This is a genomic window from Rhizobium oryzihabitans, from assembly GCF_010669145.1.
GTDB lineage: Bacteria > Pseudomonadota > Alphaproteobacteria > Rhizobiales > Rhizobiaceae > Agrobacterium > Agrobacterium oryzihabitans.
Map to the genome: position 1 here is coordinate 1,185,768 of NZ_CP048632.1, position 21,372 is coordinate 1,207,139.

Annotated in this window: 24 protein-coding genes; 14 read left to right on the top strand and 10 right to left on the bottom strand. The window is 60.5% G+C overall.

Annotated features, from left to right (window positions below):
- Positions 1-151: 151 nt before the first annotated feature.
- Positions 152-559 (top strand): peptide-methionine (R)-S-oxide reductase MsrB, encoded by a 408-nt coding sequence (msrB, locus tag G3A56_RS06275; RefSeq protein ID WP_082183942.1) that lies wholly within the window; start codon positions 152-154, stop codon positions 557-559.
- Positions 560-675: 116 nt separating this feature from the next.
- A complete protein-coding gene (locus G3A56_RS06280) occupies positions 676-1,302 on the top strand; it encodes a LysE family translocator (RefSeq protein WP_003497209.1) in 627 nt (208 codons plus the stop codon).
- Between the two features lie 20 nt (positions 1,303-1,322).
- Here the strand turns inward: G3A56_RS06280 and G3A56_RS06285 are convergent, their stop codons facing one another.
- The 4 genes from G3A56_RS06285 to G3A56_RS06300 all read right to left on the bottom strand — a co-directional run bounded on the left by G3A56_RS06285 (position 1,323) and on the right by G3A56_RS06300 (position 3,672).
- Positions 1,323-1,820 (bottom strand): GNAT family N-acetyltransferase, encoded by a 498-nt coding sequence (locus G3A56_RS06285; RefSeq protein WP_082183941.1) that lies wholly within the window; start codon positions 1,818-1,820, stop codon positions 1,323-1,325.
- Positions 1,821-1,935: 115 nt separating this feature from the next.
- A complete protein-coding gene (trhA, locus tag G3A56_RS06290) occupies positions 1,936-2,604 on the bottom strand; it encodes a PAQR family membrane homeostasis protein TrhA (protein ID WP_035242747.1) in 669 nt (222 codons plus the stop codon).
- 275 nt (positions 2,605-2,879) lie between these two features.
- Complete coding sequence (locus G3A56_RS06295) at positions 2,880-3,200, bottom strand: TraR/DksA family transcriptional regulator (RefSeq protein ID WP_082183940.1); 321 nt, start codon at positions 3,198-3,200, stop codon at positions 2,880-2,882.
- Positions 3,201-3,261: 61 nt separating this feature from the next.
- Positions 3,262-3,672, bottom strand: a complete 411-nt coding sequence (locus tag G3A56_RS06300; protein ID WP_003497216.1) for a universal stress protein — start codon at positions 3,670-3,672, stop codon at positions 3,262-3,264.
- Positions 3,673-3,945: 273 nt separating this feature from the next.
- Here G3A56_RS06300 and G3A56_RS06305 point away from each other — a divergent pair, with 273 nt between their 5' ends.
- Both G3A56_RS06305 and G3A56_RS06310 read left to right on the top strand, forming a co-directional pair.
- Entirely contained in the window at positions 3,946-4,806 is an 861-nt protein-coding gene (locus G3A56_RS06305) for a VOC family protein (RefSeq protein ID WP_082183939.1), read from the top strand.
- Between the two features lie 83 nt (positions 4,807-4,889).
- Complete coding sequence (locus G3A56_RS06310) at positions 4,890-6,086, top strand: AI-2E family transporter (protein ID WP_082183938.1); 1,197 nt, start codon at positions 4,890-4,892, stop codon at positions 6,084-6,086.
- Positions 6,087-6,352: 266 nt separating this feature from the next.
- On the opposite strand, the gene G3A56_RS06315 is transcribed toward G3A56_RS06310, so the two are convergent.
- The 4 genes from G3A56_RS06315 to G3A56_RS06330 all read right to left on the bottom strand — a co-directional run bounded on the left by G3A56_RS06315 (position 6,353) and on the right by G3A56_RS06330 (position 9,755).
- Positions 6,353-7,444, bottom strand: a complete 1,092-nt coding sequence (locus G3A56_RS06315) for a bifunctional transcriptional activator/DNA repair enzyme AdaA (protein WP_082183937.1) — start codon at positions 7,442-7,444, stop codon at positions 6,353-6,355.
- Between the two features lie 116 nt (positions 7,445-7,560).
- The gene (locus G3A56_RS06320; protein ID WP_082183936.1) at positions 7,561-8,286 is read right to left on the bottom strand and encodes a polysaccharide deacetylase family protein; all 726 of its coding nucleotides are present in this window, start codon (positions 8,284-8,286) and stop codon (positions 7,561-7,563) included.
- 53 nt (positions 8,287-8,339) lie between these two features.
- Positions 8,340-9,248, bottom strand: coding sequence for a dihydrodipicolinate synthase family protein (locus tag G3A56_RS06325; RefSeq protein WP_082183935.1), 909 nt, complete (start codon positions 9,246-9,248; stop codon positions 8,340-8,342).
- A gap of 105 nt (positions 9,249-9,353) precedes the next feature.
- Complete coding sequence (locus G3A56_RS06330; RefSeq protein ID WP_082183934.1) at positions 9,354-9,755, bottom strand: DUF930 domain-containing protein; 402 nt, start codon at positions 9,753-9,755, stop codon at positions 9,354-9,356.
- 240 nt (positions 9,756-9,995) lie between these two features.
- On the opposite strand from G3A56_RS06330, the gene G3A56_RS06335 reads away from it, so the two are divergent.
- The 5 genes from G3A56_RS06335 (at position 9,996) to G3A56_RS06355 (ending at position 16,522) form a co-directional block, all read left to right on the top strand.
- Positions 9,996-12,095, top strand: a complete 2,100-nt coding sequence (locus tag G3A56_RS06335; protein WP_082183933.1) for a S9 family peptidase — start codon at positions 9,996-9,998, stop codon at positions 12,093-12,095.
- Between the two features lie 498 nt (positions 12,096-12,593).
- On the top strand, positions 12,594-13,604 hold the full coding sequence (locus tag G3A56_RS06340) for an ABC transporter substrate-binding protein (protein WP_082183932.1): 1,011 nt from the start codon (positions 12,594-12,596) through the stop codon (positions 13,602-13,604).
- Between the two features lie 268 nt (positions 13,605-13,872).
- On the top strand, positions 13,873-14,781 hold the full coding sequence (locus tag G3A56_RS06345; RefSeq protein WP_082183931.1) for an ABC transporter permease: 909 nt from the start codon (positions 13,873-13,875) through the stop codon (positions 14,779-14,781).
- The gene (locus G3A56_RS06350) at positions 14,774-15,877 is read left to right on the top strand and encodes a quaternary amine ABC transporter ATP-binding protein (RefSeq protein WP_082183930.1); all 1,104 of its coding nucleotides are present in this window, start codon (positions 14,774-14,776) and stop codon (positions 15,875-15,877) included. The genes G3A56_RS06345 and G3A56_RS06350 overlap by 8 nt, the downstream gene beginning before the upstream one ends.
- A gap of 372 nt (positions 15,878-16,249) precedes the next feature.
- On the top strand, positions 16,250-16,522 hold the full coding sequence (locus tag G3A56_RS06355) for a hypothetical protein (protein ID WP_003494397.1): 273 nt from the start codon (positions 16,250-16,252) through the stop codon (positions 16,520-16,522).
- Positions 16,523-16,701: 179 nt separating this feature from the next.
- On the opposite strand, the gene dmeF is transcribed toward G3A56_RS06355, so the two are convergent.
- Positions 16,702-17,694 (bottom strand): CDF family Co(II)/Ni(II) efflux transporter DmeF, encoded by a 993-nt coding sequence (gene dmeF / locus G3A56_RS06360; RefSeq protein ID WP_082183929.1) that lies wholly within the window; start codon positions 17,692-17,694, stop codon positions 16,702-16,704.
- 78 nt (positions 17,695-17,772) lie between these two features.
- Entirely contained in the window at positions 17,773-18,045 is a 273-nt protein-coding gene (dmeR, locus tag G3A56_RS06365; protein WP_003494395.1) for a Ni(II)/Co(II)-sensing transcriptional repressor DmeR, read from the bottom strand.
- A gap of 127 nt (positions 18,046-18,172) precedes the next feature.
- On the opposite strand from dmeR, the gene G3A56_RS06370 reads away from it, so the two are divergent.
- The 5 genes from G3A56_RS06370 (at position 18,173) to G3A56_RS06390 (ending at position 21,352) form a co-directional block, all read left to right on the top strand.
- Positions 18,173-18,523, top strand: coding sequence for a hypothetical protein (locus G3A56_RS06370; RefSeq protein ID WP_082183928.1), 351 nt, complete (start codon positions 18,173-18,175; stop codon positions 18,521-18,523).
- Between the two features lie 113 nt (positions 18,524-18,636).
- Positions 18,637-19,050: a MerR family transcriptional regulator gene (locus tag G3A56_RS06375; RefSeq protein WP_082183927.1), complete on the top strand. Its 414-nt coding sequence runs from the start codon at positions 18,637-18,639 to the stop codon at positions 19,048-19,050.
- An 83-nt stretch (positions 19,051-19,133) separates the two neighbouring features.
- Positions 19,134-20,081, top strand: a complete 948-nt coding sequence (gene pip, locus G3A56_RS06380) for a prolyl aminopeptidase (RefSeq protein WP_082183926.1) — start codon at positions 19,134-19,136, stop codon at positions 20,079-20,081.
- Positions 20,082-20,275: 194 nt separating this feature from the next.
- The gene (locus tag G3A56_RS06385) at positions 20,276-20,764 is read left to right on the top strand and encodes a GNAT family N-acetyltransferase (RefSeq protein WP_003494390.1); all 489 of its coding nucleotides are present in this window, start codon (positions 20,276-20,278) and stop codon (positions 20,762-20,764) included.
- A 21-nt stretch (positions 20,765-20,785) separates the two neighbouring features.
- A complete protein-coding gene (locus G3A56_RS06390; RefSeq protein WP_082183925.1) occupies positions 20,786-21,352 on the top strand; it encodes a type 1 glutamine amidotransferase family protein in 567 nt (188 codons plus the stop codon).
- Positions 21,353-21,372: the final 20 nt, after the last annotated feature.

A 21,372-nucleotide genomic window follows, 5' to 3' on the forward strand; every position in this document is an offset into this window, starting at 1 on the left:
CAAATCGATTTTTCCAGTTAAGGCATAGGAACCGCCATCTCAACCCAAATCGACTCTTCACATGGCTCATAACGTACTCGTTATGACGGCTGCCCTCTTTCAATCGGCAACGGTGATGACTATTTCTGGCAGGAACAGAAAGGATCATTCCATGAGCGATCTGACATCCCCCAAAGTGAACAAGAGCGATGCCGACTGGCGCGAGCAGCTGACGCCGGAGCAATATCACATCCTGCGTGAACACGGCACGGAGCGCGCCTTTACCGGCCCCTACTGGGACACGTTCCAGAAGGGTCTTTACCGCTGCGCTGCCTGCGACGAGCCGCTGTTCCTCTCCGACACGAAATTCGATGCGGGCTGCGGATGGCCGAGCTACTTCGAGCCGGTAAAGCCGGGCGCCGTGACGGAACATCGTGACGCGAGCTACGGCATGGTGCGCACGGAAATCCGCTGCGCCAATTGCGGCGGCCATCTCGGCCACGTCTTCCCGGACGGCCCGAAGCCAACCGGCCTGCGCTACTGCATCAACGGCCATTCGATGGTGTTCGAACCGATCTGATCAGAGACGGGTAACGGCCGGCTGCCTGCCGGCCGTTGTTGCGAAGAAAATGACCGTCTCGACAGCCGGACCGGAGAGTGAGATTATCGCGATCTCACTCCTTCCGGATCACCATCATGGCGCTAGAAACCATCCTCATATTCATTCCCGCCTGCTTTGCCCTGAACATGGCGTTCGGGCCCAACAATCTCCTGTCGATGACTGTCGGTGCGCGATACGGCATGGCGACGGCGGTGATGGCGGCAAGCGGCCGGCTGGTTGCTTTCGCGGGCATGATTGCGATTGCTGCGCTGGGCCTCGGCGCACTTTTGATGGCGTCCGAAATGATGTTTTCGCTGATCAAATGGATCGGCGTTCTCTACCTGCTGTGGATCGGCTTCAAGCTCATCCGCTCAAGGGCGGACGTCACCGCTCCCGATGTATCCTCGGGCAACGGAAATGTTCTCAAGACCTATCTGCGGCAGGAGTTTTTCGTCGCCTCCGGCAATCCGAAGGCCATCCTGATCTTCACGGCGTTTTTCCCGCAATTCATCCAGCAGGACGCCTATTGGCAGAGTTTCGCCACGCTCGGCGCAATTTTCCTGCTGCTCGAGGTGGTGGCTATCACCGTTTACGCCTTTGTGGGTTCTCGGCTGTCCGGTCTGATGCGTAATGCGCGCGCCCTGAAGCGCGTGAACCGGATCAGCGGCTCCATGATGATGGCCTTCGGCGTCATGCTCGCCTTCGCCCGGCGTCCGGCCTGAGAGAAATCCCGGCCAGGCTGCTAATTCAGCTTCAGCTCCATGCAGGTCAGGTCCAGCCAGCGGCCGAATTTGGTGCCAACTTCCGAAAACCGGCCGACGACACTGAAACCCAGGCTTTCGTGCAGGCGGATGGAGGCGTGATTTTCCGATTCGATTGCGGCGATCAGTACATGCACGTCATTGCCGGATGCATGGTCGATCAGCGCCTGCATCAGCTTTTTGCCGATGCCGTGGCCACGTGCGTCCTTGTGGACATAGACGGAATGTTCGCGGGTGTGGCGATAACCGTCGAAGGCGCGCCAGTCGCCATAGGAAGCATAGCCGGCGACCTTGCCGTCAAGAATCGCGACGATGACCGGAAAGCCGCGTGACTTGCGGGCGGAAAACCACTCCTTGCGGTTATCCAGATCGACCAGCACCTCGTTCCAGATCGCCGTCGTGTTCAGGACCGCGTCATTGTAAATCTCCATGATGCCGGAAAGATCATCCACGGTCGCATCGCGCAGTTCCACGCTCATTATCGTTCGCCCTCGTTCTTGCCTGCACCGAGCCCTGCCGGACACGATCTTCACGCGAGCATTAGGCGATGACGCGGATGGCTGTCCAGTGCTCGCGATATCAGGACGTCACTCGTCAGGACGTCAGGGGAGCGAGGCTGAAGGAGGTGACGACCGCAAAATAGTGGACCACGGCGGCGGCGACGACGAAACCGTGCCAGATGGCGTTCTGGAACCGCAGCTTTTCCCAGACATGGAAGACCACGCCAAGCGAATAGATGACGCCGCCGGCAACGATCAGCCAGAGCGTGACAGGCGCCAGATGGGACGAAAGCGGCTGCACCACCATGATGCCGCTCCAGCCCATGGCGAGATAAAGGCCGATGGCGACGCGGTCGTATCGGCCGGGAAACAGGCATTTGAGCAATATGCCGCAGATGGCGGCAAGCCAGATCAGCCCCAGCATCGTGGCAATCAGCGGATCGTGAATGCCGCGCATCAGGAAGGGCGTATAGGTGGCTGCAATCAGGATGAAGATCGCCGAATGGTCCAGCCGGCGCAGGAACCATTTTACGTTGGAATGCGGCCAGATATTATAGGTGAAAGACACGGAAAGACAGGCGACGAGGCCGAGACCATAAATCCAGGCGGCCGCAATGGCGCTGAGGCTGCCCCAGACGGTCGCGTAAAAAATCAGCGCCGTGGCGCCCACCAGCGCAAAAACGATACCCACGCCGTGGACGATGCCATCGGCGACAATCTCGTGAAAATCATACTGGCGACCAAACCGCCACACGTTACTCATAGTCCATTCCCGTTTGCCTGCTTGTGGCCAAGCATGACGGCAATATTAGACAGGAACAAGACAGCAGCCGGTTAACGGCGATCAAATTGCGTTCGAGGCTGTTTCGAAAGGAGAGGTTGAGTAGCGGTCCTCGCCGGCCCCCTCATTCCTGTGCTTGTCACAGGAATCCAGTCGACGCGCGTCTGCGCGACGGAAAGAGTTCTTTCAGCCCAAGGACTTGGGCTGGCTAGATTCCTGTGACAAGCACAGGAATGAGGGTAGATAAGGAACGCCCCTCAAAGCGCCGCAGCGCATTCCTGGCAGAACGGCGTATAGGGAACGGCTTTCAGGCGGTCTTCCGAAATTTTCTTGCCGCATTTGACGCAGGTGCCGAAAGTGCCGTTCGCGATGCGGTCGAGGGCGGCGTCGATGGCGCGCAGCTCGTCCTGCCCCACCTGCCCCAGCTCGTCCAGCACCTCGTCATTGCTGCGCTCGGTCGCGCGGTCGTCGTCATCAGGGTTGCGCGGCTCCTCGAAATCAGCCTCTATTCTATGCAGGCGGCGATAAAGCTCACGCTGGCGGTCTCGCAGGATTTTCTCGTAACTTTCGACATTCATAGTCTTTTCCTCCAGCCGGTGCGGGCGAAAATCGCCCGCAACCCCAAGATTTCAACTCACTTTAACGGTCGATCAGCACCGAGCACTTGGCGTGGCGCACCACGCGGTCTGCGGTGGCGCCGATGAAATAGTTGGTAAAGTCCGGCGTATGCGACGCGATGATGATGAGGTCCGCCTTGTGCTCTTCGGCGGCGGCAATGATCTCACGCGCGGGCGCGCCGCTGCGGATTTCCTGACTGCCGTTGAAACCGACCCTCGTCTTCAAGTCCGCTAGTTTCGCCTTGGCGTCCTTGATGGCATTTTCAATAAGGTCGACGGGCAGGTCGATCGCCATGTAGCCGGGAAGTTCCTCAACCACATTGATGAGGACGATCTCGCCATCGGCATCCAGCAGCGCCTTGGCCTTGGCGAGGATTTTTTCACCCTTGTCGGTGGCGCTGAGGTCTACCGGTACGATGATCTTTTTGTACATGGCTGTCTCCTTTGGCGTAATCTGCCGTTTCTCGTGGCTCAAGCTCATATTCCCCGCCGGCACATCCTTCGCCTTGATCGAAGTCAAAGCCGGGAGACATGCTTGGGCGGGCATTGTCAACGAATTGTGGACGGTCAATCGCCGGATGGCGATCTTTGCTGAACGATGAAATCCGCCCATATTCGCTTTCGACAAACGCCGCAAAGCGGCGTCGGACGATGCCGGCGGCCGCCGATCCGCCCTCGGCGCGTCAGATTCAATATGGGGATTATGATGAGTGAAATCAAACAATTCGCCCTGACGCGCCCGGCTTATGTCGGTCAGGCTCATCTCGTCGTTCACGATCGGCCGCGCGTTTCGGATTTCTACCAGAAGATCATCGGTCTTTCGGTCATCGAAAAAAGCCCGAGCGGCGAGGTTCTCGGCGTCAATGGCCAGCCGCTGCTGACGCTTTCCACCTCAACTGCCGCGGAGCGCGCGCCGCGCAATGCCGCAGGCCTGTTCCACACCGCCTTCCTGATGCCGAGCCGCCACGATCTCGCGCATTGGCTGGTGCATGCCGCCCACAACAATATCCAGCTTCAGGGCGCGTCCGACCATCTGGTCAGCGAGGCGATCTATCTTGCCGACCCGGAAGGCAACGGCATCGAGGTGTATCGCGACCGTTCGCCGGAGGAATGGACCTATCAGCAGGACGGCACGGTGGAGATGGCAACGCTCGGCCTCAATCTGCAGGCGCTTTACGACAGTGCACCGAAGACGGCGTTCGAAGGCGCTGCAGAGGGAACCGCAATCGGCCATATCCATCTGCAGGTCGGCAATATTCCGCAGGCGGATGAATTTTATCAGGACGTGCTGGGGCTGAAGATCATGGCGCGGTATCCGGGCGCGAGCTTCTTCGGCTCCGGGGCCTATCACCACCACGTGGCGGCCAATATCTGGAACAGCCGCGGCGCCACGGCCCGCAAGGACAACATGACCGGCCTTTCCGGCTACTCGCTGAAATTCAACGAGCGTGATGCCCTTGACCGCGCTGCGGCTGCTCTCGACCGGCTGGAAATCGCCACGGAACGGCAGGGCGATGGTATTGTCCTGAAGGATCCGTGGGGCATCGGGCTGAAGCTTTCCGCGTAAAGGAAGACGGGGCGGCGAAATTTTCACCGCCCCGGAACCGCCTCATTTTTCGGACGTTTGTCATCTCATTGGGGGACAGTTCGATGAATGAGAATGCCAGACCGGAAAAAACCGGCAGTTTGGGCAATATCGGGGGGCGATCGGCTGCAGGCTCAGGCAATGCCTCGGCTACGAGAGCCGACCCGCTTGAGGGACTTGCGTCCGGATCGCACCGCGATGATGCACGCAGCCAGCAACCTCTTGGCCGCGAAGCCCTTGATGTCGTCGTCGCATGGTCGGTGATCGGCATTTTTCTCATTGTGATGATGGCGGTCATTCACGAATTGTCGCTGATCCTGATCCCGGTGGTCATGGCCATCGTGGTGGGAATGATCCTCGGCATCGCTGCTGAAAAACTCGGCTCCTACGGCATTCCCGGCTTCGGCGTCGCGCTCATTCTCTCCTCGCTTGTGGCCGCGGTGATGTTCTTCGTGGTCAATTCGCTAATCGACCCGCTGTCGCAGCTCGCCTCCGAGGGGCCGGCGCTGGTAGAACGAAGTATCGACCGCTTCCTGCCCTACCTGCAAAGTCTGCGATGGCTGAATATCTCGGCGGCAACCTTCAGCATGGGGTCGATGTCGATGGAATCGCTGATTTCGCGCAGTGGCGAGATCATTTCCGTGCTCGGCTCCAACATCACCCCCGCCGTCATCCAGGGCATGATCTTCCTCGCCGCGTTGCTGATGTTCCTTTACAGCCGACTGCGGCTGCGCAAGGCGATCATCATGGCTTTTCCGGCCCGCCACCAGCGACTGCGGACCATCCGCATCATCGCCTCGGTGGAAGAGGTGCTCGGCACCTATTTCGCGACGGCGGCGCTGATCTATGCTGGGCTCGGGGTGACGATGGTGGTCATCGCCTATCTGGGCGGGCTCGCCATGCCGCTTCTGTGGGGGCTTTTTGCCTTCCTTTCCAGCTTCGTGCCGTTTCTCGGCATTACCGCCATGACGATTGCGCTGACGGTGGCCGGCATCATCACCCACGACAATATCGTTCTGGCGCTTCTGCCGGCAGCGATCTTCTTCACCATCCACCTGTTGATGGAAAACCTCGCCTTTCCCGCCGTGGTGGGCCGCAACATGGAGATCAACCCCTTCCTCGTCTTCGTGATGATCATCTTCTGGACGTGGATGTGGGGGGCGGCCGGGGCCATGCTGGCGCTGCCGCTGTCGCTGATCGCCATGACGGTGACGCGAGAGCTGTTTCCCTCACGCCGGGTGGTGCCGAAACTGCCGGATTGACCGGCGGTTTTCCGGCGGGAAGTGCGAAGCGCCCCGGGTTTGAGCTGTCAGGAGATTGTCCTTTGACGGGGGCGTGTGGCGTTTACCCCCCTCTGCCCTGCCGGGCATCTCCCCCTCAAGGGGGAGATCGATCTGCGGCGAGGTTTCGCCCATCTCAACGTTGAGAATGAAATGGCGGTAGCGCCTCCTGCCGATCTCCCCCTTGAGGGGGAGATGCCCGGCAGGGCAGAGGGGGGTAAACCCCACGCGCCAGCAGCCAAGGCCGCTCAGGAAGCGAGCGGCATTCCCTGCGCCTCCCCCTGCGCGCTCGCCATGCGGCGCTCGTGCTCAATCAGCCATTTCTTGCGCCACAGCCCGCCGCCATAACCCGTCAGGCTGCCATCCGCGCCCAGCACACGGTGGCACGGCACGACGATGGCGATCTGGTTGGCGCCATTGGCACGCGCGACCGCACGCACGGCGGATGACCTGTCCATGGCGGTTGCGAGCGAAGAATAGCTGACGATCTCGCCCGCCGGGATTTCCCGCAGGCTGCGCCAGACGTCACGCTCGAAGGGCGTGCCGTGGCCGGCAAGCCTAGTTTCGAAGGCGGCTGAATGCCCGGCGAAATAGGCCTTTAGTTCCGCTTCGATCTGGCCGGTCACGGCCGTCCGGCCGAGCACCATATCCGCGCCGGTGCGCGTCTTCAGCCGCTTCAGCTCGGTGGGAAGCGCCGGCCGGTCGGCGAATTCTAGGAGATGCAAAGCGTGATCGTCGGCAACGGCCAGCATCGGGCCGATCGGCGTATCGATCCAGTCGCCCTTCAGGAAGCCCTTGCCCTTCATGGCGGCCGGAGAGGTGCCGAAGAACTGGTTGATGGCCGAGCGGAAACCGCTGCCCGATTCATAGCCCGCATCGATCTGCGCACCGATCACGGCTTCGCCCGAGGCAAGGCTCGTTGCCGCATCGCCCACCCGGCGCAGCCTGGCGATTTCCAGAAAGCTCATGCCGAAACGGCGCTTGAAGGTGCGGCGCACGGTGGAAGGGTCATGGCCGAGCGCCACCACATCCTCCTCGCGCCAGCGGCGGGCGGGCTCGTTCTCCAGCGCGGTCAGCAGCGCAGTCACGGTCTCGTCGGCCGTGCCATAGGCGAGCATCGGTTTGCAGCGCTTGCAGGGGCGGAAGCCCGCTTCCAGGCATTCCGCAATGGTCTCGCGGAACCGGCAATTTTCAATCTTCGGCTTTCGCGCCGTGCAGGTGAAACGGCAGAAAATCTTCGTCGAGGTCACACAGACATAGGCCACGCCTTCATAGGCGGGGTCCTTGTTCACAAGGGCGGAATAGAGGGTTTCGGTGTCGGGGCGTTTGAACAGCATCATGGGAGGATGCTAGCGCAAATTTGAGTGGCATGCCGCCGAAAAACGGGCGTGGATGTGGGATGCTCATTTCCCTCATTCCTGTGCATGTCACAGGAATGAGGAGGGATCCGCGCCGCTCAGTTCCCTGGCGGTGTGAAAGACGGGTCGTCGAGGCGGGTGAAAATCACGCCGCGGGCTTTCAGTGCCAGAAGGCCTTTCACCACGCCGGCACCCGCTTCGTGGGTGGGCTGGTTGATGTGGGAGATGATGACGTCACCGTCCCTGGCGGAAGCAATGTGCTTTGCCGTTGCAGCAGCCCCCAGAAGCGAGCCGCCGTCGCCATTGACGGAATAACCGGCCACCCGCATGCCCAGCCGGTTGATGGTGGTCATGGAGGACTTGGTATATTTGGCCGTGGCACCTCGGAACCATTGCGGCTGGAGGCCGGTGGCGGCGACGATGGCCTGCCGGCCGCCCTCCACTTCCTGCTCGACCGCCGCTTCCGAACCGGCGGCGGCGATGCCGTAAATGGAAACCGGCTTATCCACCGCCGGCACATGGTTTTCGCCATGGTTTTCGATCTCGAACAGGTCCGGATGCGCCATGAGCGTGGCCAGCGCCTCGCCATTATGTTTCAGCCAGCGGGCGGTAACGAAGATCGTCGCCGGAATGCGCTCCTTCACCAGCGTATCGAGAATGCGGTGGTCGGTCTTGCCCATGCAGGCATCGAGCGTCATGGCCACCCGCACCTTGCCGTCATGCTGCGGCGTCATCTTCAGAGACGGCTCGACAAGACCCGTTCCCGCGAAAGCAGCGGTCGTGAGGGACAGGAAGAGGACGGCAGAAGACAGGCGACGCAGCATTTTTCAGTTTCCGAAGTGTAAGGACGTGGCAATCCGCCTGCAAAACGCCCGAATTATGGCGTGGCTTCCAGCGCAGCAACGGCGGCCAGCGCCTCTTCCACCCGCTGGCGTTCCGCACTGGTGAGGGGCAGGATCGGCCGGGGCGGTTCGCCGATCGCCAATGGCAGGATGCTGGCGGCGGCATAGACCACGCGGATGCTGCCGAATTCTTTAAACAGCGCCCAGAGCGGCTGGAAGGCCGCGTCGATCCGGCGTGTCTCCTCTGCGTCGCCGGCTTGCGCCGCCCGCATCAGCCGCAGTGCCGGAACGGGCAGCAGACCCGCGATGACGCTGTACCAGGTGTCGCCGCCGGCAAGCGTCGCCTCGGCGCAGCCCCAGTCGCCGCTGTAACCGATGGCGAAATCATCCGTCAGCTTCGGCCTCAGCCGCGCAAGCTCGCCCGCATAATCCGAATCGGCCGGTAGCGGCATCTTGATGGCGCGAATATTGGGGATATAGGCGAGCCGCACCAGAAGGTCGTCGCTGAAGGAAAACCGCGTCGTCGTCGGGTTGTTGTAGATGGCGAGCGGCAGGCCCGTTGCGCCGGCCACGGCGGCGAAGTGATGATAAGCCTCTTCCTGCGTCAGCGGCGTGTAGGAAACGGGCGCCAGCAGCAGGGCATCCGCACCGGCAGCTTCAGCGTCCTTTGCCAGTGCCACGGCATCATCGGTGCGCAGGGCGCCGACACCGGCCATCAATATGCGCCTGCCCTTCAAAACCGCAGCGGCAGCCTCGATGGCCCGGCGTCTCTCCGCGCGCGACAGATACATGTAGATGCCGGTGCTGCCGAGAATGCCGACGGAATCCACCCCGGCCGCATCAAGCCGCTCGATGAGAGCGGAAAAGGCCTGCGTATCGACCTGCCCGGCCTCATCGGCCGGCGTCATCGGAAAAGCTGAAAGTCCCTTGAATCGTGTCGCCATGCCCGTCTCCCTCACTTCGATCGAGAAACAGGGTTACAGAGCCACCGGCGGGGCGGCAAGAAAGGCGGGGGCTAAACCTTGCATGGACGCCGAAAATTTCGGCGGTCAGTCATAAAGATACAACTTCTTCCACTGCTCCTCCGGAATCCTGTCGCCGACGCGGTAGTCGAAGGACTGGATGCTGAGGCTGTCGCTCTTCAGCTGGCACTTGTATTTGAGCTTGTACCATTCGCCGGCGCTTCTGAAGACCGCGCCCGGCGCCTTGATGGAATTCTTGCCCACCTCCGGATCACCGAAGGTGTAAGCGATGACCTTGTCCGGCCGCATGCCCTTCTGCTCGGTCGCTATTCTTTCCATCGCTTCGATATCGCAGCGCTGTTCCAGGCGCTCCTCCGGCGCCAGCGCGTTCAACTGCCGCATCACGCTGGCATCGATTGCAAAAGCGGGCGTGAAGGCCTGCAAGCCAAGGAAAAAGGCAGAGAGGGCAGCGGGAAGAAGCTTTCGCATGGGATCCTGTCAGTTTTTTCGTTTGTTCTTGTCTTTTTTCGTTTTCCTGGCGAGGGACGGCGGACCGATGGCCGGCGCGCATCATCGCCGATTTGCCAGATATTGCCAAAATGTGATCGAAAGCTGACGAAATTGTGCCCAAGCCACATTGCGGCTGTGGAGATTTGAAACTTGATCGGCCGGAAGGGGCACTCTACATCTTGGTACCGCCCACGGATTTTACAGGAAAGCGAGTTTCCCTTGCCGATTTTCAAGAACCTGCCCGTTGCTCCAACCGCCGAAAAAAAGCCCGTTCAGGACACGCATCACGGCATCACCCGCACCGACGATTATGCATGGTTCCGGGCCGATAACTGGCAGGCCATGTTCAAGGACCCTACCCTGCTCGACCCGTCGATCCGCGCCCATCTGGAAGCGGAAAACGCCTATATGGAAGCGGCCATGGGCGACACCAGGGCGCTTCAGGAAAAGCTGTTCGAGGAGATGAAAGGCCGCATCAAGCAGGATGATTCCTCCGTGCCGGTCAATGACGGGCCCTATGCTTACGGGACATTGTTCGTGACCGGCGGCGAGCAGCCGCATTATTTCCGCACTCCGCGCGATGGCGGCGAAAAACATGTGCTGCTTGATGGTGACAAGGAAGCGGAAGGCAAGGATTATTTCCGTCTTGCCGGCCTCGACCAGTCTTCCGATCACAGTCACGGCATCTGGGGTTATGACGACAAGGGGTCGGAATATTTCACGCTGCGCATCCGCAATCTCGAAAGCGGCGAGGACCTTGCGGATATCGTCGAAAACACCGGCGGCGGCGGCGCATGGGCGCCCGATGGCAAGAGCTTCTTCTACACGCTGCAGGACGAAAACCACCGCCCCTCGAAGGTCTTCCACCATATCATCGGCGAGCCGCAATCGGCCGACCGGCTGGTCTATGAGGAAAAGGATCCCGGCTTCTTCATGGGCGTCGGCGCATCGGTTCTCGACGATTTCATCTTCATCGACATTCACGACCACGAGACCAGCGAATACCGCATTCTTTCCACGAAGGACCTGACGGCCGAGCCCGCTATCGTGGCTGAGCGCGAAGAGGGGATCGAATATTCGATGTGCGAAGGCGGCGATGTCTTCTACATCCTCACCAATGACGGCGATGCCAAGGATTTCCGCATCATGGAAGCGCCGGTGACCGCGCCGGGCAAGGAAAACTGGAAAGAAGTCGTGCCGCATGAGCCGGGCCGCCTCATCCTCTCGGTCGATGCCTATGCCCGCCACCTGATCTGGCTGGAGCGCCGCGACGGCCTGCCGCGCATCGTCATCCGTGACCGCAGGTCCGGTGAGGAACATTCCATCGCCTTTGCCGAGGAGGCCTATTCGCTCGGCCTGCACGGTGCTGCCGAATACGATACCGATGTCATCCGCTTTTCCTATTCTTCGATGACGACACCGAGCCAGCTGTTCGATTACGACATGGTGACGCGCGAGCGCACGCTGCTGAAGACGCAGGAAGTGCCCTCCGGCCACAATCCGGATGATTACATCACCCGCCGCATCATGGCCCCTGCCCATGATGGCGAACTGGTGCCGGTCTCGCTGCTCTATCGCAAGGGCGTGGCGCTGGACGGTTCCGCGCCCTGCCTGCTTTACGGTTACGGCGCTTACGGCATCTCCATTCCCGCCTCCTTCTCCACCACCACGCTGTCTTTGGCCGACCGTGGCTTCATCTATGCCATCGCCCACATCCGCGGCGGCAAGGACAAGGGTTTCGAATGGTACGAAACCGGCAAGATGGAAGACAAACAGAATACTTTCAAAGACTTCATCGCCGCTGCCGATCATCTGGTGGAGGAAGGGTTCACCTCCTATGGGGGCATCATCGCAGAAGGCGGCTCGGCGGGCGGCATGCTGATGGGGGCCGTTGCCAACATGGCACCGGAAAAATTCGCCGGCATCATCGCCGCCGTTCCCTTCGTGGACGTGCTGACCACCATGCTTGATGACACTTTGCCGCTCACCCCGCCGGAATGGCCGGAATGGGGCAATCCGCTGGAATCGGAAGAGGAATATCAGTGGATCGCCGCCTACAGCCCCTATGACAATGTCGCGAACAAGCCCTACCCACCGATCCTTGCGCTTTCCGGCCTCACCGATCCGCGGGTGACCTATTGGGAACCGACCAAATGGGTGGCGAAGCTGCGTGAAAAAACGACGGGGGAAGCCCCGATCCTGCTCAAGACCAACATGGCGGCGGGCCATGGCGGCAAGTCGGGCCGTTTCCAGCGGCTGGAGGAAATCGCCTTCGAATATGCCTTCGCGCTGAAGGTGGCGGGCAAGGACGCCGTATGACACGCTGATTGCAAAAACGGGCGGCGATTCAATCGTCGCCCGCTCTCATTTGAGACGAAAATACCCATTAAAAACCTCTTTATGAATATTTTTTCCACAAAAACTCGACTTCATCTTTTCTACAAATGCCACTTTCGGCGTCGATGAATTTTTATTTCCCGTTACTGCAACTCTAACTATATTGTTGCGAAACCCAAATAAGTGTCATGTATTACGCGACACTAGAAAATGTTCCGAAAATCGAACGCATGGCTGCGATGCGCCATTTCGCGTTGCAATATCACTTTTTGGCCGTATTATGCCGGTCGTTGACATATTCATGCGCCTTTTCGCCGCTCTTCCTGCGGCAATCCTGCAGCACGTCTTGCGGATATTCTTAGTGCCGTAATTTTTCGGCTTTTTCACGCGCCATGTCAGTTCGCCCTTGGCAATTCGGGCTTTGCAGTGCTCCCGCTTTGCCAATTGAAAACACTGCATCAGACTTGGGGGTCTTACACCATGAAGAAACTCCTGGCCTCGACCATTCTCGTAACGGGCTTTATCATCGCTGCCGGTGCAGCAAATTCCGCCAACGCCGCTGAAGACTGCGGCAGCATCACCATCGCCGAAATGAACTGGGCTTCCGCCGGTGTCGCGGCTTACGTCGACAAGTTCATCATGGAAAACGGCTATGACTGCACGGTCAACGTCGTCAGCGGCGATACCATGCCGACGTTTGCTTCCATGAACGAAAAGGGCCAGCCGGATATGGCGCCCGAATTGTGGGTCAATGCCGTGCGTGAGCCGCTCAGCGCCGCCGTCAAGGAAGGCCGCATGATCGAGGCGTCGAAAATCCTCAGCGATGGCGGCGTCGAAGGCTGGTGGATCCCGAAATTCATCGCTGACGCCCACCCCGACATCAAGACCGTCGAGGATGCCCTGAAACATCCCGAACTCTTCCCCGCCCCGGAAGATGCCAGCAAGGGCGCCGTGCACAATTGCCCGTCCGGCTGGAACTGCCAGGTGACGACCACCAATCTCTACAAGGCGCGCGAAGGCGACAAAAAGGGCTTCACGCTGGTCGACACGGGTTCGGCCGCCGGCCTTGACGGCTCGATCGCCAACGCGTTCGAAAAGAAGCAGGGCTGGCTCGGCTATTACTGGTCACCCACCGCCATTCTCGGCAAATACGAGATGGTGAAGCTGGATGACGGCGTCGAGCTGGACCGCGCCCATTACGACGAGTGCACGGCCAAGGTCGATTGCGCCGATCCCAAGGTGAACGCCTATCCGGTGGCCGACGTCTTCACCGTCATCACCAAGGATTTCGCCGACAAGGCGGGCGTGACGATGGACTACATCAAGGCCCGCAACTGGGACAACAAGACCGTTGCCGAGATCCTTGCCTGGATGGATGAGAACCAGGGCACCAACGAGGACGGTGCGGAGTATTTCCTCGAGAACCATGAGGACATCTGGACGAAATGGGTTCCGGCCGAGGTGGCGGAGAAGATCAAGGCTTCGATGTAACCCATCCGCAGGAGGGAAAAGTCTGGGTTTGCATCTGTGGCTTACCCCCCTCTGCCCTGCCGGGCATCTCCCCCTCAAGGGGGGAGATCGAATCGCGGCGGGGCATCGCCCATCACGGACGGTGCGAATCGTGGAGGCAGTGCGTCCTGCCGATCTCCCCCCTTGAGGGGGAGATGTCCGGCAGGAGAGAGGGGGGTGGCCGCACACTCCAGCAGTTCCACCGTCCCTCCCATCCCATCTCCTAAACCCCAAAGGGAAAACAACAATAATGGCCCTCTGCAATTACCTGCCGGACATGCTCTGCAAGTTTCCGGCCATCGACAATTCCACGATGCGTGTGGCACGCAAGACCATCGATGATGGTTTTCGCGACATCGTGCGCAATTATGGCGATGCGATCGACGTGGTCGTGCATCCGCTGCAGCTCTTCCTCAATTCCTCGGAGCGGCTGTTCATCCAGACCCCGTGGATCATCACCATGCTGGTCATTCTGGCCATCGTTCATCTGGCCGGGCGCAGCTTCAAGATCACCGGTGGCACTGCCATCTCCCTGCTGATGATCGGCGCGGTCGGCCTCTGGCGCGACGCCATGACGACGCTCTCCATCGTCGCCATCGCCACGCTGATCGCCATCGTCATCGGCCTGCCGCTCGGCATCCTGATGGGACGTTCGGAACGCCTGCAACGCCTCATCAATCCCGTGCTCGACGTGATGCAGACCCTGCCAAGCTTCGTTTATCTCATCCCCGTGGTGGTGATTTTCGGCATCGGCAAGGTACCGGGCCTGATCGCAGTGGTGATCTACGCCATTCCGCCCGTCATTCGCCTCACCAGCCTCGGCATTCGCCTGGTGGACCGGGAAGTGCTTGAGGCGGCCGATGCCTTCGGCTCCTCCAACGGTCAGAAGCTGTTCAACGTGCAGCTGCCGTTGGCGTTGCCCACCATCATGACCGGCATCAACCAGACCATCATGATGGCGCTCGCCATGGTCGTCGTCGCCTCCATGGTCGGTGTCGGCGGGCTGGGCAAGAACGTGCTGCAGGCCATCAACAACCAGTTTTTCACGGTGGGCTTCCTGAACGGTTTCGCTCTGGTCGCCATCGCCATCATGTTCGACCGGGCGAGCCAGGCTTTCGGCAAGCGTCTGCAGAAATACCGCGAGGTCTCCCATGGCTAAAAGCATCGAAATCAAGAATCTTTACAAGATCTTCGGCAAGCATCCCGAGAAATACCTCGAAGCGGTGCGATCAGGCATGGATAAGGTCGAGCTGAACGACAAACACAACCATGTGCTCGGTCTCAACAACATCAACATCACCATGCCGGGCGGCAAGATCACCGTCGTGATGGGCCTTTCCGGTTCCGGCAAGTCGACGCTGATCCGCCACATCAACCGGCTGATCGACCCGACGGCGGGTGAGGTTCTCTATGACGGCGAGGATATCTGCGGCATGAGTGCGTCGGCGCTGAGGCAATTCCGCCGCCATAAAACGGCGATGGTGTTCCAGAAATTCGGCCTTCTGCCGCATCGTACCGTGCTGGAAAACAGCGTCTACGGCCTCGACATCCAGGGCGTGCCGCGCAGGGAGAGCGAAGAAAAGGGCCGTTACTGGCTGGAGCGTGTCGGCCTTGCCGGATACGAGGATTATTATCCGAACCAGCTTTCCGGCGGCATGCAGCAGCGCGTCGGCCTTGCCCGGGCGCTTGCCAATGACGCCGATATTCTGCTGATGGACGAGGCCTATTCGGCGCTCGATCCGCTGATCCGCGTCGACATGCAGACCATGCTGCTCGATCTTCAGCAGGAGCTGAAAAAGACCGTGGTGTTCATTACCCACGATCTGGACGAGGCTTTGCGGCTCGGCGACCATATCGCCATTTTGAAGGACGGCGAAGTGGTGCAGCAGGGCGACGGCCAGAGCATCATCCTCTCGCCTGCGGATGGTTACGTCACCGACTTCGTGCGCGACGTCAATCGCGGCCGCGTGCTGCAGGCGACCACGGTGATGGAGCCGCTTGAAAGCCGCCCGGAGGGCATGTCCGTGCCTGAGAACGCGACGCTGGAAACCATCGCCCGCGACATGTCGGAGGCGAACGAAACCACCGCCCATGTGGTGGACGAGGACGGCAAGCCGGTCGGCAGCATCGGCCTCGACACGCTGGTGGCGGCCATGGTGACGCCCGCGCCGCAGGAGGTTGAGGTTGAGGTGAAGGCGGAAGCGGCAGAGGAGCCCCAGGAAACGGTTGTTCCGGTGGAAAAAGAAACGGCGTAATCCGGCATTCCGGGAACTGACTGGCCCTGCCCCAAACTCCGCGTCATCCTCGGGCTTGACCCGAGGATCCATTTTGCGTCGATAAGCCCACGGCTATGGATCCTCGCCTCAAGGGCGAGGATGACGCGGAGTGTGAGGCAAGGCGTATTTCAGTGCCAGCCTTGAGCTCAAGCGCCAGCGCCCGCTTGCTCTTCCCCGCCGCCGTGCAAAATCCGGAGATAGCTGCCCCGGCCTCGCGTCCAGTCATGCAAAAACGAAGCACTCCTTTGCCGGCTGTCAAGTCGGGAATGACGCTGCAACGCAGCAAACGCAAGCTTCAGGCAAGCCGCCGCCGTTAACCATTTGTTAACTTTTGAACGCGGAATCACCGACATGCAGATCGAAAGCAATATTGGCGGGTACAATTATCAGGGACGTATCCGCGACATCGAAAAAGCCGGCAGCGCACAGAGCGCGCCAGAAGAGCAGGCTGTAAAACGCGGCCCCGGAAACCCGACTGTTTCCAGCACCATTCTTTCCCAGTCGCTCGCCAATGTGCTGTGGGCCGTCGGCAATGGCAGCGCGCCGGCTGCGGCATCTGCAGAGGTCGAGGTGGAAGCAAAGGCCGAATGGGTGCGCAGCGCCTATTCGGAATATACGGAATAGGCTTTCAGAACAAAGCCTCAACCGCACCCTCCGTCATCCTTAACCGCACCCTCCGTCATCCTCGGGCTTGGCCCGAGGATCCACGTTGCCGGCGGAGCATGGATCCTCGGGTCAAGCCCGAGGATGACGGATGCGGGTTGGCGGTCGCTCGCCAGCCACCAGAGAAAACGTGATTCCCATCAGGCCCTTGCCGGGCTGACCTCCACCGTTACATGCGAAAGTTCATGTATGGCCGCAAGCTTCTGCTTGTAGAAAGCCGGGGCCTTCGGCACTTGCGAGCGGATGGCGACGATGGCGGCGTGATGGCCCGGGCCGACCTGCCAGACGTGCAGGTCGGTAATGCGATCCTCTTCCGTTTCCACGCTTTGACGGATTTCCTGCGGCAGGTCGTCGGCCTGCGGCAGTGCGTCTAGCAGCGTCGTCGCCGTGGAGCGAACCAGACCCCATGACCAGCGGGCGATGACCAGGCCGCCGACGATGCCCATCGCCGGATCAAGGAAGGACCAGCCGTTCCATTTGCCGAGCAGCAGCGCGACGATGGCCAGAACCGAGGTCAGCGCATCCGCCAGCACATGCAGATAGGCCGCGCGCAGATTATTGTCCCTGCCGCCCTTTGCGCCGTGTTCACCATGATGCGCGTGAGAACCGTGACCGTGATGGGCATGTGAGCCCTGCGCGTGACCATGGCCGTGGGCGTGATCATGGTGGTGATCATCCTTCAGCAGCACGGCGCTGACGAGATTGACGGCAAGACCGATGACGGCGACGAGGATTGCCTGGTTGAAATCGATTTCGACCGGATTGACGAGACGCATCGCACTTTCGACAGCGATGAGCAATGCCACCACCGCCAGCACGATGGCGCTGGCAAAGCCCGCGAGATCGCCGAACTTGCCGGTGCCGAAGGTGAAGCGCGGATTGCGCGCCTCGCGGCGGGCATAGAGATAGGCCAGCGCCGAGATGAGCATCGCGCCCGCATGGGTGGACATGTGCCAGCCATCCGCCGTCAGCGCCATGGAGCCGAACCAGTGGCCGGCGACGATCTCTGCCACCATCATCACCGTGGTCAGCGCAATCACCATCCACACGCGCTTTTCGTTACGCTCGTGGTTCTGGCCAAGGAAAACATGGTCGTGGCCGGCCGCTGTGGGAAATTCGGATGTCGTCGTCATGTCGCTAATCCTGCTCGATCCTGGAATATTTTGTTTCACGCTCGCATCCCCAAAACACGGAGACTTTCGGGAGATATGTCAGCGGATGTAGGTCTTCAGCACCTGGGCCAGCTCTTCCGCCGCCCGCGCCCGCTCGTCTTCGTTTTCGGCATGCACCACGTGCTCGTGCAGATGCTCCTGCATCACCTCGCCCGTCAGGCCGGACAGCGCGCCGCGCACCGAGGCCAGCAATTGCAGCACTTCGCCGCAGGGCTTGGAATCGTCCAATGCGCGCTCCACCGCCTCCATCTGCCCTTTCAGGCGGCGGATGCGGGCAAGCAGCTTCTCCTTGTTGCGGATCGTGTGGGACATCGGCACCTCATATACTATAGGGGGGTATACTATATCGCGATGTTTTTCCGTTCAAGGCCTACGTGACGCAATCCTCGCGAATGTTTCGGCCCCTAAAAATGCTCCATCAGAACTTGGGGACTCAGTCATGACGACTATCGCAGCAACCACCAGCAGCTATTACGCAACGCCGGTCCGGACCCTTGAACCGGCAAAGAACAGGGAAGCCCACTCCACCACCGACGCTCTGCTGGAGCTGACCCGCGCAGCGCACCGCGCTATATCGAGCGCCGAAAGCGTCGCTGCGGCAGTCTCACCGGCCGCCAGCGCTTCCGCCAGCCTCGCCGCTGCATTGTGGAACCTTGATAGCGGTGCTTCCGCTGCCACCACGCCCGCGCTTGAGATGACATCCGCTGCGCAGCCTGAAGCAGCCGTAAGCCTCGAGACGGAAGTCTTGAAGGCGCTGGCTCAGGCGCTCGGCGTGGACGCGGCCGCCTGACACCCATTGAATGGCGGGCTGAAAAGCCATATCTCTAGAGACTAGAGCATCGGATCATGAGTGGCGAGGCCGCCTCGCCCTCTTGCCGCTGCGTCAGGGATATGGAGAAAGCCATGCTGTCCATCGGTGAACTGTCGAAGCGTACCGGCGTCAAGGTGCCGACGATCCGCTATTATGAGCAGATGGGCCTCATCCGCGAGGCGGGACGTTCGGAGGGTAACCAGCGCCGTTACGAAAAAACCGATCTCGAAAGGCTGGCCTTCATCCGCCACGCCCGCGATATCGGGCTCAATATCGACGCCATTCGTGAGTTGATCGCGCTCAGCCAGCACCGGCAAATGCCGTGCGAGGGGGCGGACCGTATCGCTGCCGAACACCTCGCCCATGTGCGTGAAAAAATCGCCAGCCTGAAGAAGCTGGAGCATGAGCTGGAGCGCATCGTCTCGCATTGCCATGGCCATTCGATCGAGGATTGCTACGTTATCCGCGCGCTTTCCGACCACGGCATGTGCGAAGGCGAGCACTGAGACGCCGGCAAGACTGAGGCGATGACATTCAGCTGTCATCCCGGCGATATATGCGCCTGCCATCGCTTCAAAAGAGATGCCGGATGCCAGAAACCTGTCCCGAAATTGCCCCCTTCGATACTATTTTCATCGATGTTTCCGAAGGCCACAGGCTGCATGTGACGATTGCAGGCAATCCGGCCGGGCAGGCCGCCATCCTGCTTCACGGCGGCCCGGGCTCCGGAATATCGGCAACGGCGCGGCGCTACTTCGATCCGAAGCGTTACCGCATCATCCAGTTCGACCAGCGTGGATGCGGGCAAAGCACGCCGAATGCCGCGGTCAGCCTCGAGCACAACACCACGCACCATCTGATCGACGACATGGAGACCATTCGTGCCGCGCTTGGCGTGAATGACTGGCTGGTTTTCGGCACATCCTGGGGTTCCACCCTTGGCCTGGCCTATGCCCAGCACCATCCCCGCCACGTGCGCGCCATGGTGCTGGCGGGTGTCACGACGACGCGGCAGAAGGAAATCGACTGGCTGTATCAGGGACTGGGAATGTTTTTGCCCGGGCAATGGCAGCGTTTCATCGCAGCGATCCCGGACCACATGCCGAAGGACGATCCTGTTGCCGCCTATTATCAGCTCTTGAACGATGCCGACCCCGCCATCCGCGCAGGGGCGGCCTATGAATGGCATCTGTGGGAGGCTGGTTCGATTACCGCAGAGAGCACCTCGGCCTTTCCCGAAAAATGGCAGGATGAGCACTACAGGCTCACACGGGCGCGTCTTTGCGCGCATTATTTCCACCATGCGGCCTGGCTGGACGACGGGGTGCTTCTTCGCAACGCCGGCAGGCTGGCGGGTATTCCCGGCCTGCTCATCCAGGGCATGCACGATCTTCAGGGGCCGCCGGTTACCGCCTACGAGCTTGCCGTGGCCTGGCCGGGAAGCGAGCTGATCATGATCGACGGCGCCGGACACTCCACGGCAGACGCGGGGATGGAGGAAGCCATTGTTTCGGCAATCGCGCGATTTGCGAATTGACCCGCTTGACAGATTTTAGATTCGGGCGCATTTGATTGGCATGATCAACGAACGCGCACCCATCTCCTGCTCGTACTTTTGGGCCTACCTTTAAGGGCGGCTCGACAGATCATATTGTCAACAAGCCGCCGTCAGGCGGCTTTGTTGTTTTTCAAGCGTCCTGACGGCACCGATAAAACCGAAGGACCAGCGAAATGACCGAAGATAGCTCCCTTACACTGGAAAGACCGCCCGTCGTCATTATTCGTGGCGCGCGCAAGACGGATCTGCCCGAACTCAACGAGATGATCACCCTGCTTGCCGCCTACCATGGCGATGCGGCAGCGATCACGCCGGCGAAGCTGGAACGCGACCTGTTCGGCCCGCTTCCCTGGGTGCATGGGCTGGTGGCGGAAGCCGATGGTGAATTGATCGGCTACGCCCTGCTTCTGCCGCTCTACAGGGCGCAGGAAGGCCGGCGCGGGCTTGAGCTGCATCATCTCTACGTGCGTGACGGCCATCGTGGCCATGGCACCGGCCAGCACCTGGTTTCCCGCGCGCGCGACATCGCCAAGCGGCTCGGCTGCGACTATCTTTCCGTCAGCGCCACGACCGGCAATGTGGCGGCGCATCGTTTCTACGAAAACATGGATTTCGCGCCCCGGCCGGTCACCGGCATGCGCTACATGCAGTCTATCGCCTGATTGCACCGAACGGAGACGGCCATGACACGGATTGCGATTGCGCTCGCGCAGGATTTTGCGGACTGGGAACCGGCGCTGCTTGCTGCTGCGGCGCGCAACTATCTCGGCGTCGAGATCGTTTACGCCACGCCGGATGGTGGGCCCGTGACATCGATGGGCGGGCTGAAGGTTACGCCCGACACAACCTATGACGCGCTCGACCCTGACAATATCGATGCGCTCGTCATTCCCGGCGGCCTCAGCTGGGAAAAGGGAACGGCTGCCGATCTTGGCGGGTTGGTGCAGCGGTTTCGCAAGAAGGACCGGCTGGTTGCCGGCATCTGCGCGGCGGCAAGCGCGCTCGGCGGCACGGGCGTCCTTGATGACGTCGCCCATACCGGCAATTCGCTGACCTCGCATAAGGCCTATCCGGCCTATCGCGGCGAGAGCCTTTATCGCGACCAGCCGAAAGCGGTCAGTGATGGCGGCATCATCACGGCAGCCGGCAGTGCGCCGGTCAGTTTCGCGGTGGAAATTCTGAAACACCTCGGCCTCTTTGGTCCGGAAGCCGAGGCGGAACTTGGAATTTTTGCGGCGGAGCACCGGTGAGGCGCATTCTGGTATCGACA

What these genes read in the sequence shown, in the direction of transcription:
- G3A56_RS06300 (WP_003497216.1), bottom strand. Translation starts at nt 3,672, where the DNA reads ATGTACAAAAAGATCATCGTACCGGTAGACCTCAGCGCCACCGACAAG.
- trhA (WP_035242747.1), bottom strand. Translation starts at nt 2,604, where the DNA reads ATGAGTAACGTGTGGCGGTTTGGTCGCCAGTATGATTTTCACGAGATT.
- G3A56_RS06330 (WP_082183934.1), bottom strand. Translation starts at nt 9,755, where the DNA reads ATGCGAAAGCTTCTTCCCGCTGCCCTCTCTGCCTTTTTCCTTGGCTTG.
- dmeF (WP_082183929.1), bottom strand. Translation starts at nt 17,694, where the DNA reads ATGACGACGACATCCGAATTTCCCACAGCGGCCGGCCACGACCATGTT.
- dmeR (WP_003494395.1), bottom strand. Translation starts at nt 18,045, where the DNA reads ATGTCCCACACGATCCGCAACAAGGAGAAGCTGCTTGCCCGCATCCGC.
- G3A56_RS06385 (WP_003494390.1), top strand. Translation starts at nt 20,276, where the DNA reads ATGACCGAAGATAGCTCCCTTACACTGGAAAGACCGCCCGTCGTCATT.
- G3A56_RS06285 (WP_082183941.1), bottom strand. Translation starts at nt 1,820, where the DNA reads ATGAGCGTGGAACTGCGCGATGCGACCGTGGATGATCTTTCCGGCATC.
- G3A56_RS06325 (WP_082183935.1), bottom strand. Translation starts at nt 9,248, where the DNA reads ATGGCGACACGATTCAAGGGACTTTCAGCTTTTCCGATGACGCCGGCC.
- G3A56_RS06295 (WP_082183940.1), bottom strand. Translation starts at nt 3,200, where the DNA reads ATGAATGTCGAAAGTTACGAGAAAATCCTGCGAGACCGCCAGCGTGAG.
- G3A56_RS06315 (WP_082183937.1), bottom strand. Translation starts at nt 7,444, where the DNA reads ATGATGCTGTTCAAACGCCCCGACACCGAAACCCTCTATTCCGCCCTT.
- msrB (WP_082183942.1), top strand. Translation starts at nt 152, where the DNA reads ATGAGCGATCTGACATCCCCCAAAGTGAACAAGAGCGATGCCGACTGG.
- G3A56_RS06305 (WP_082183939.1), top strand. Translation starts at nt 3,946, where the DNA reads ATGAGTGAAATCAAACAATTCGCCCTGACGCGCCCGGCTTATGTCGGT.
- G3A56_RS06350 (WP_082183930.1), top strand. Translation starts at nt 14,774, where the DNA reads ATGGCTAAAAGCATCGAAATCAAGAATCTTTACAAGATCTTCGGCAAG.
- G3A56_RS06320 (WP_082183936.1), bottom strand. Translation starts at nt 8,286, where the DNA reads ATGCTGCGTCGCCTGTCTTCTGCCGTCCTCTTCCTGTCCCTCACGACC.
- G3A56_RS06355 (WP_003494397.1), top strand. Translation starts at nt 16,250, where the DNA reads ATGCAGATCGAAAGCAATATTGGCGGGTACAATTATCAGGGACGTATC.
- G3A56_RS06340 (WP_082183932.1), top strand. Translation starts at nt 12,594, where the DNA reads ATGAAGAAACTCCTGGCCTCGACCATTCTCGTAACGGGCTTTATCATC.
- G3A56_RS06390 (WP_082183925.1), top strand. Translation starts at nt 20,786, where the DNA reads ATGACACGGATTGCGATTGCGCTCGCGCAGGATTTTGCGGACTGGGAA.
- G3A56_RS06370 (WP_082183928.1), top strand. Translation starts at nt 18,173, where the DNA reads ATGACGACTATCGCAGCAACCACCAGCAGCTATTACGCAACGCCGGTC.
- pip (WP_082183926.1), top strand. Translation starts at nt 19,134, where the DNA reads ATGCCAGAAACCTGTCCCGAAATTGCCCCCTTCGATACTATTTTCATC.
- G3A56_RS06310 (WP_082183938.1), top strand. Translation starts at nt 4,890, where the DNA reads ATGAATGAGAATGCCAGACCGGAAAAAACCGGCAGTTTGGGCAATATC.
- G3A56_RS06345 (WP_082183931.1), top strand. Translation starts at nt 13,873, where the DNA reads ATGGCCCTCTGCAATTACCTGCCGGACATGCTCTGCAAGTTTCCGGCC.
- G3A56_RS06280 (WP_003497209.1), top strand. Translation starts at nt 676, where the DNA reads ATGGCGCTAGAAACCATCCTCATATTCATTCCCGCCTGCTTTGCCCTG.
- G3A56_RS06375 (WP_082183927.1), top strand. Translation starts at nt 18,637, where the DNA reads ATGCTGTCCATCGGTGAACTGTCGAAGCGTACCGGCGTCAAGGTGCCG.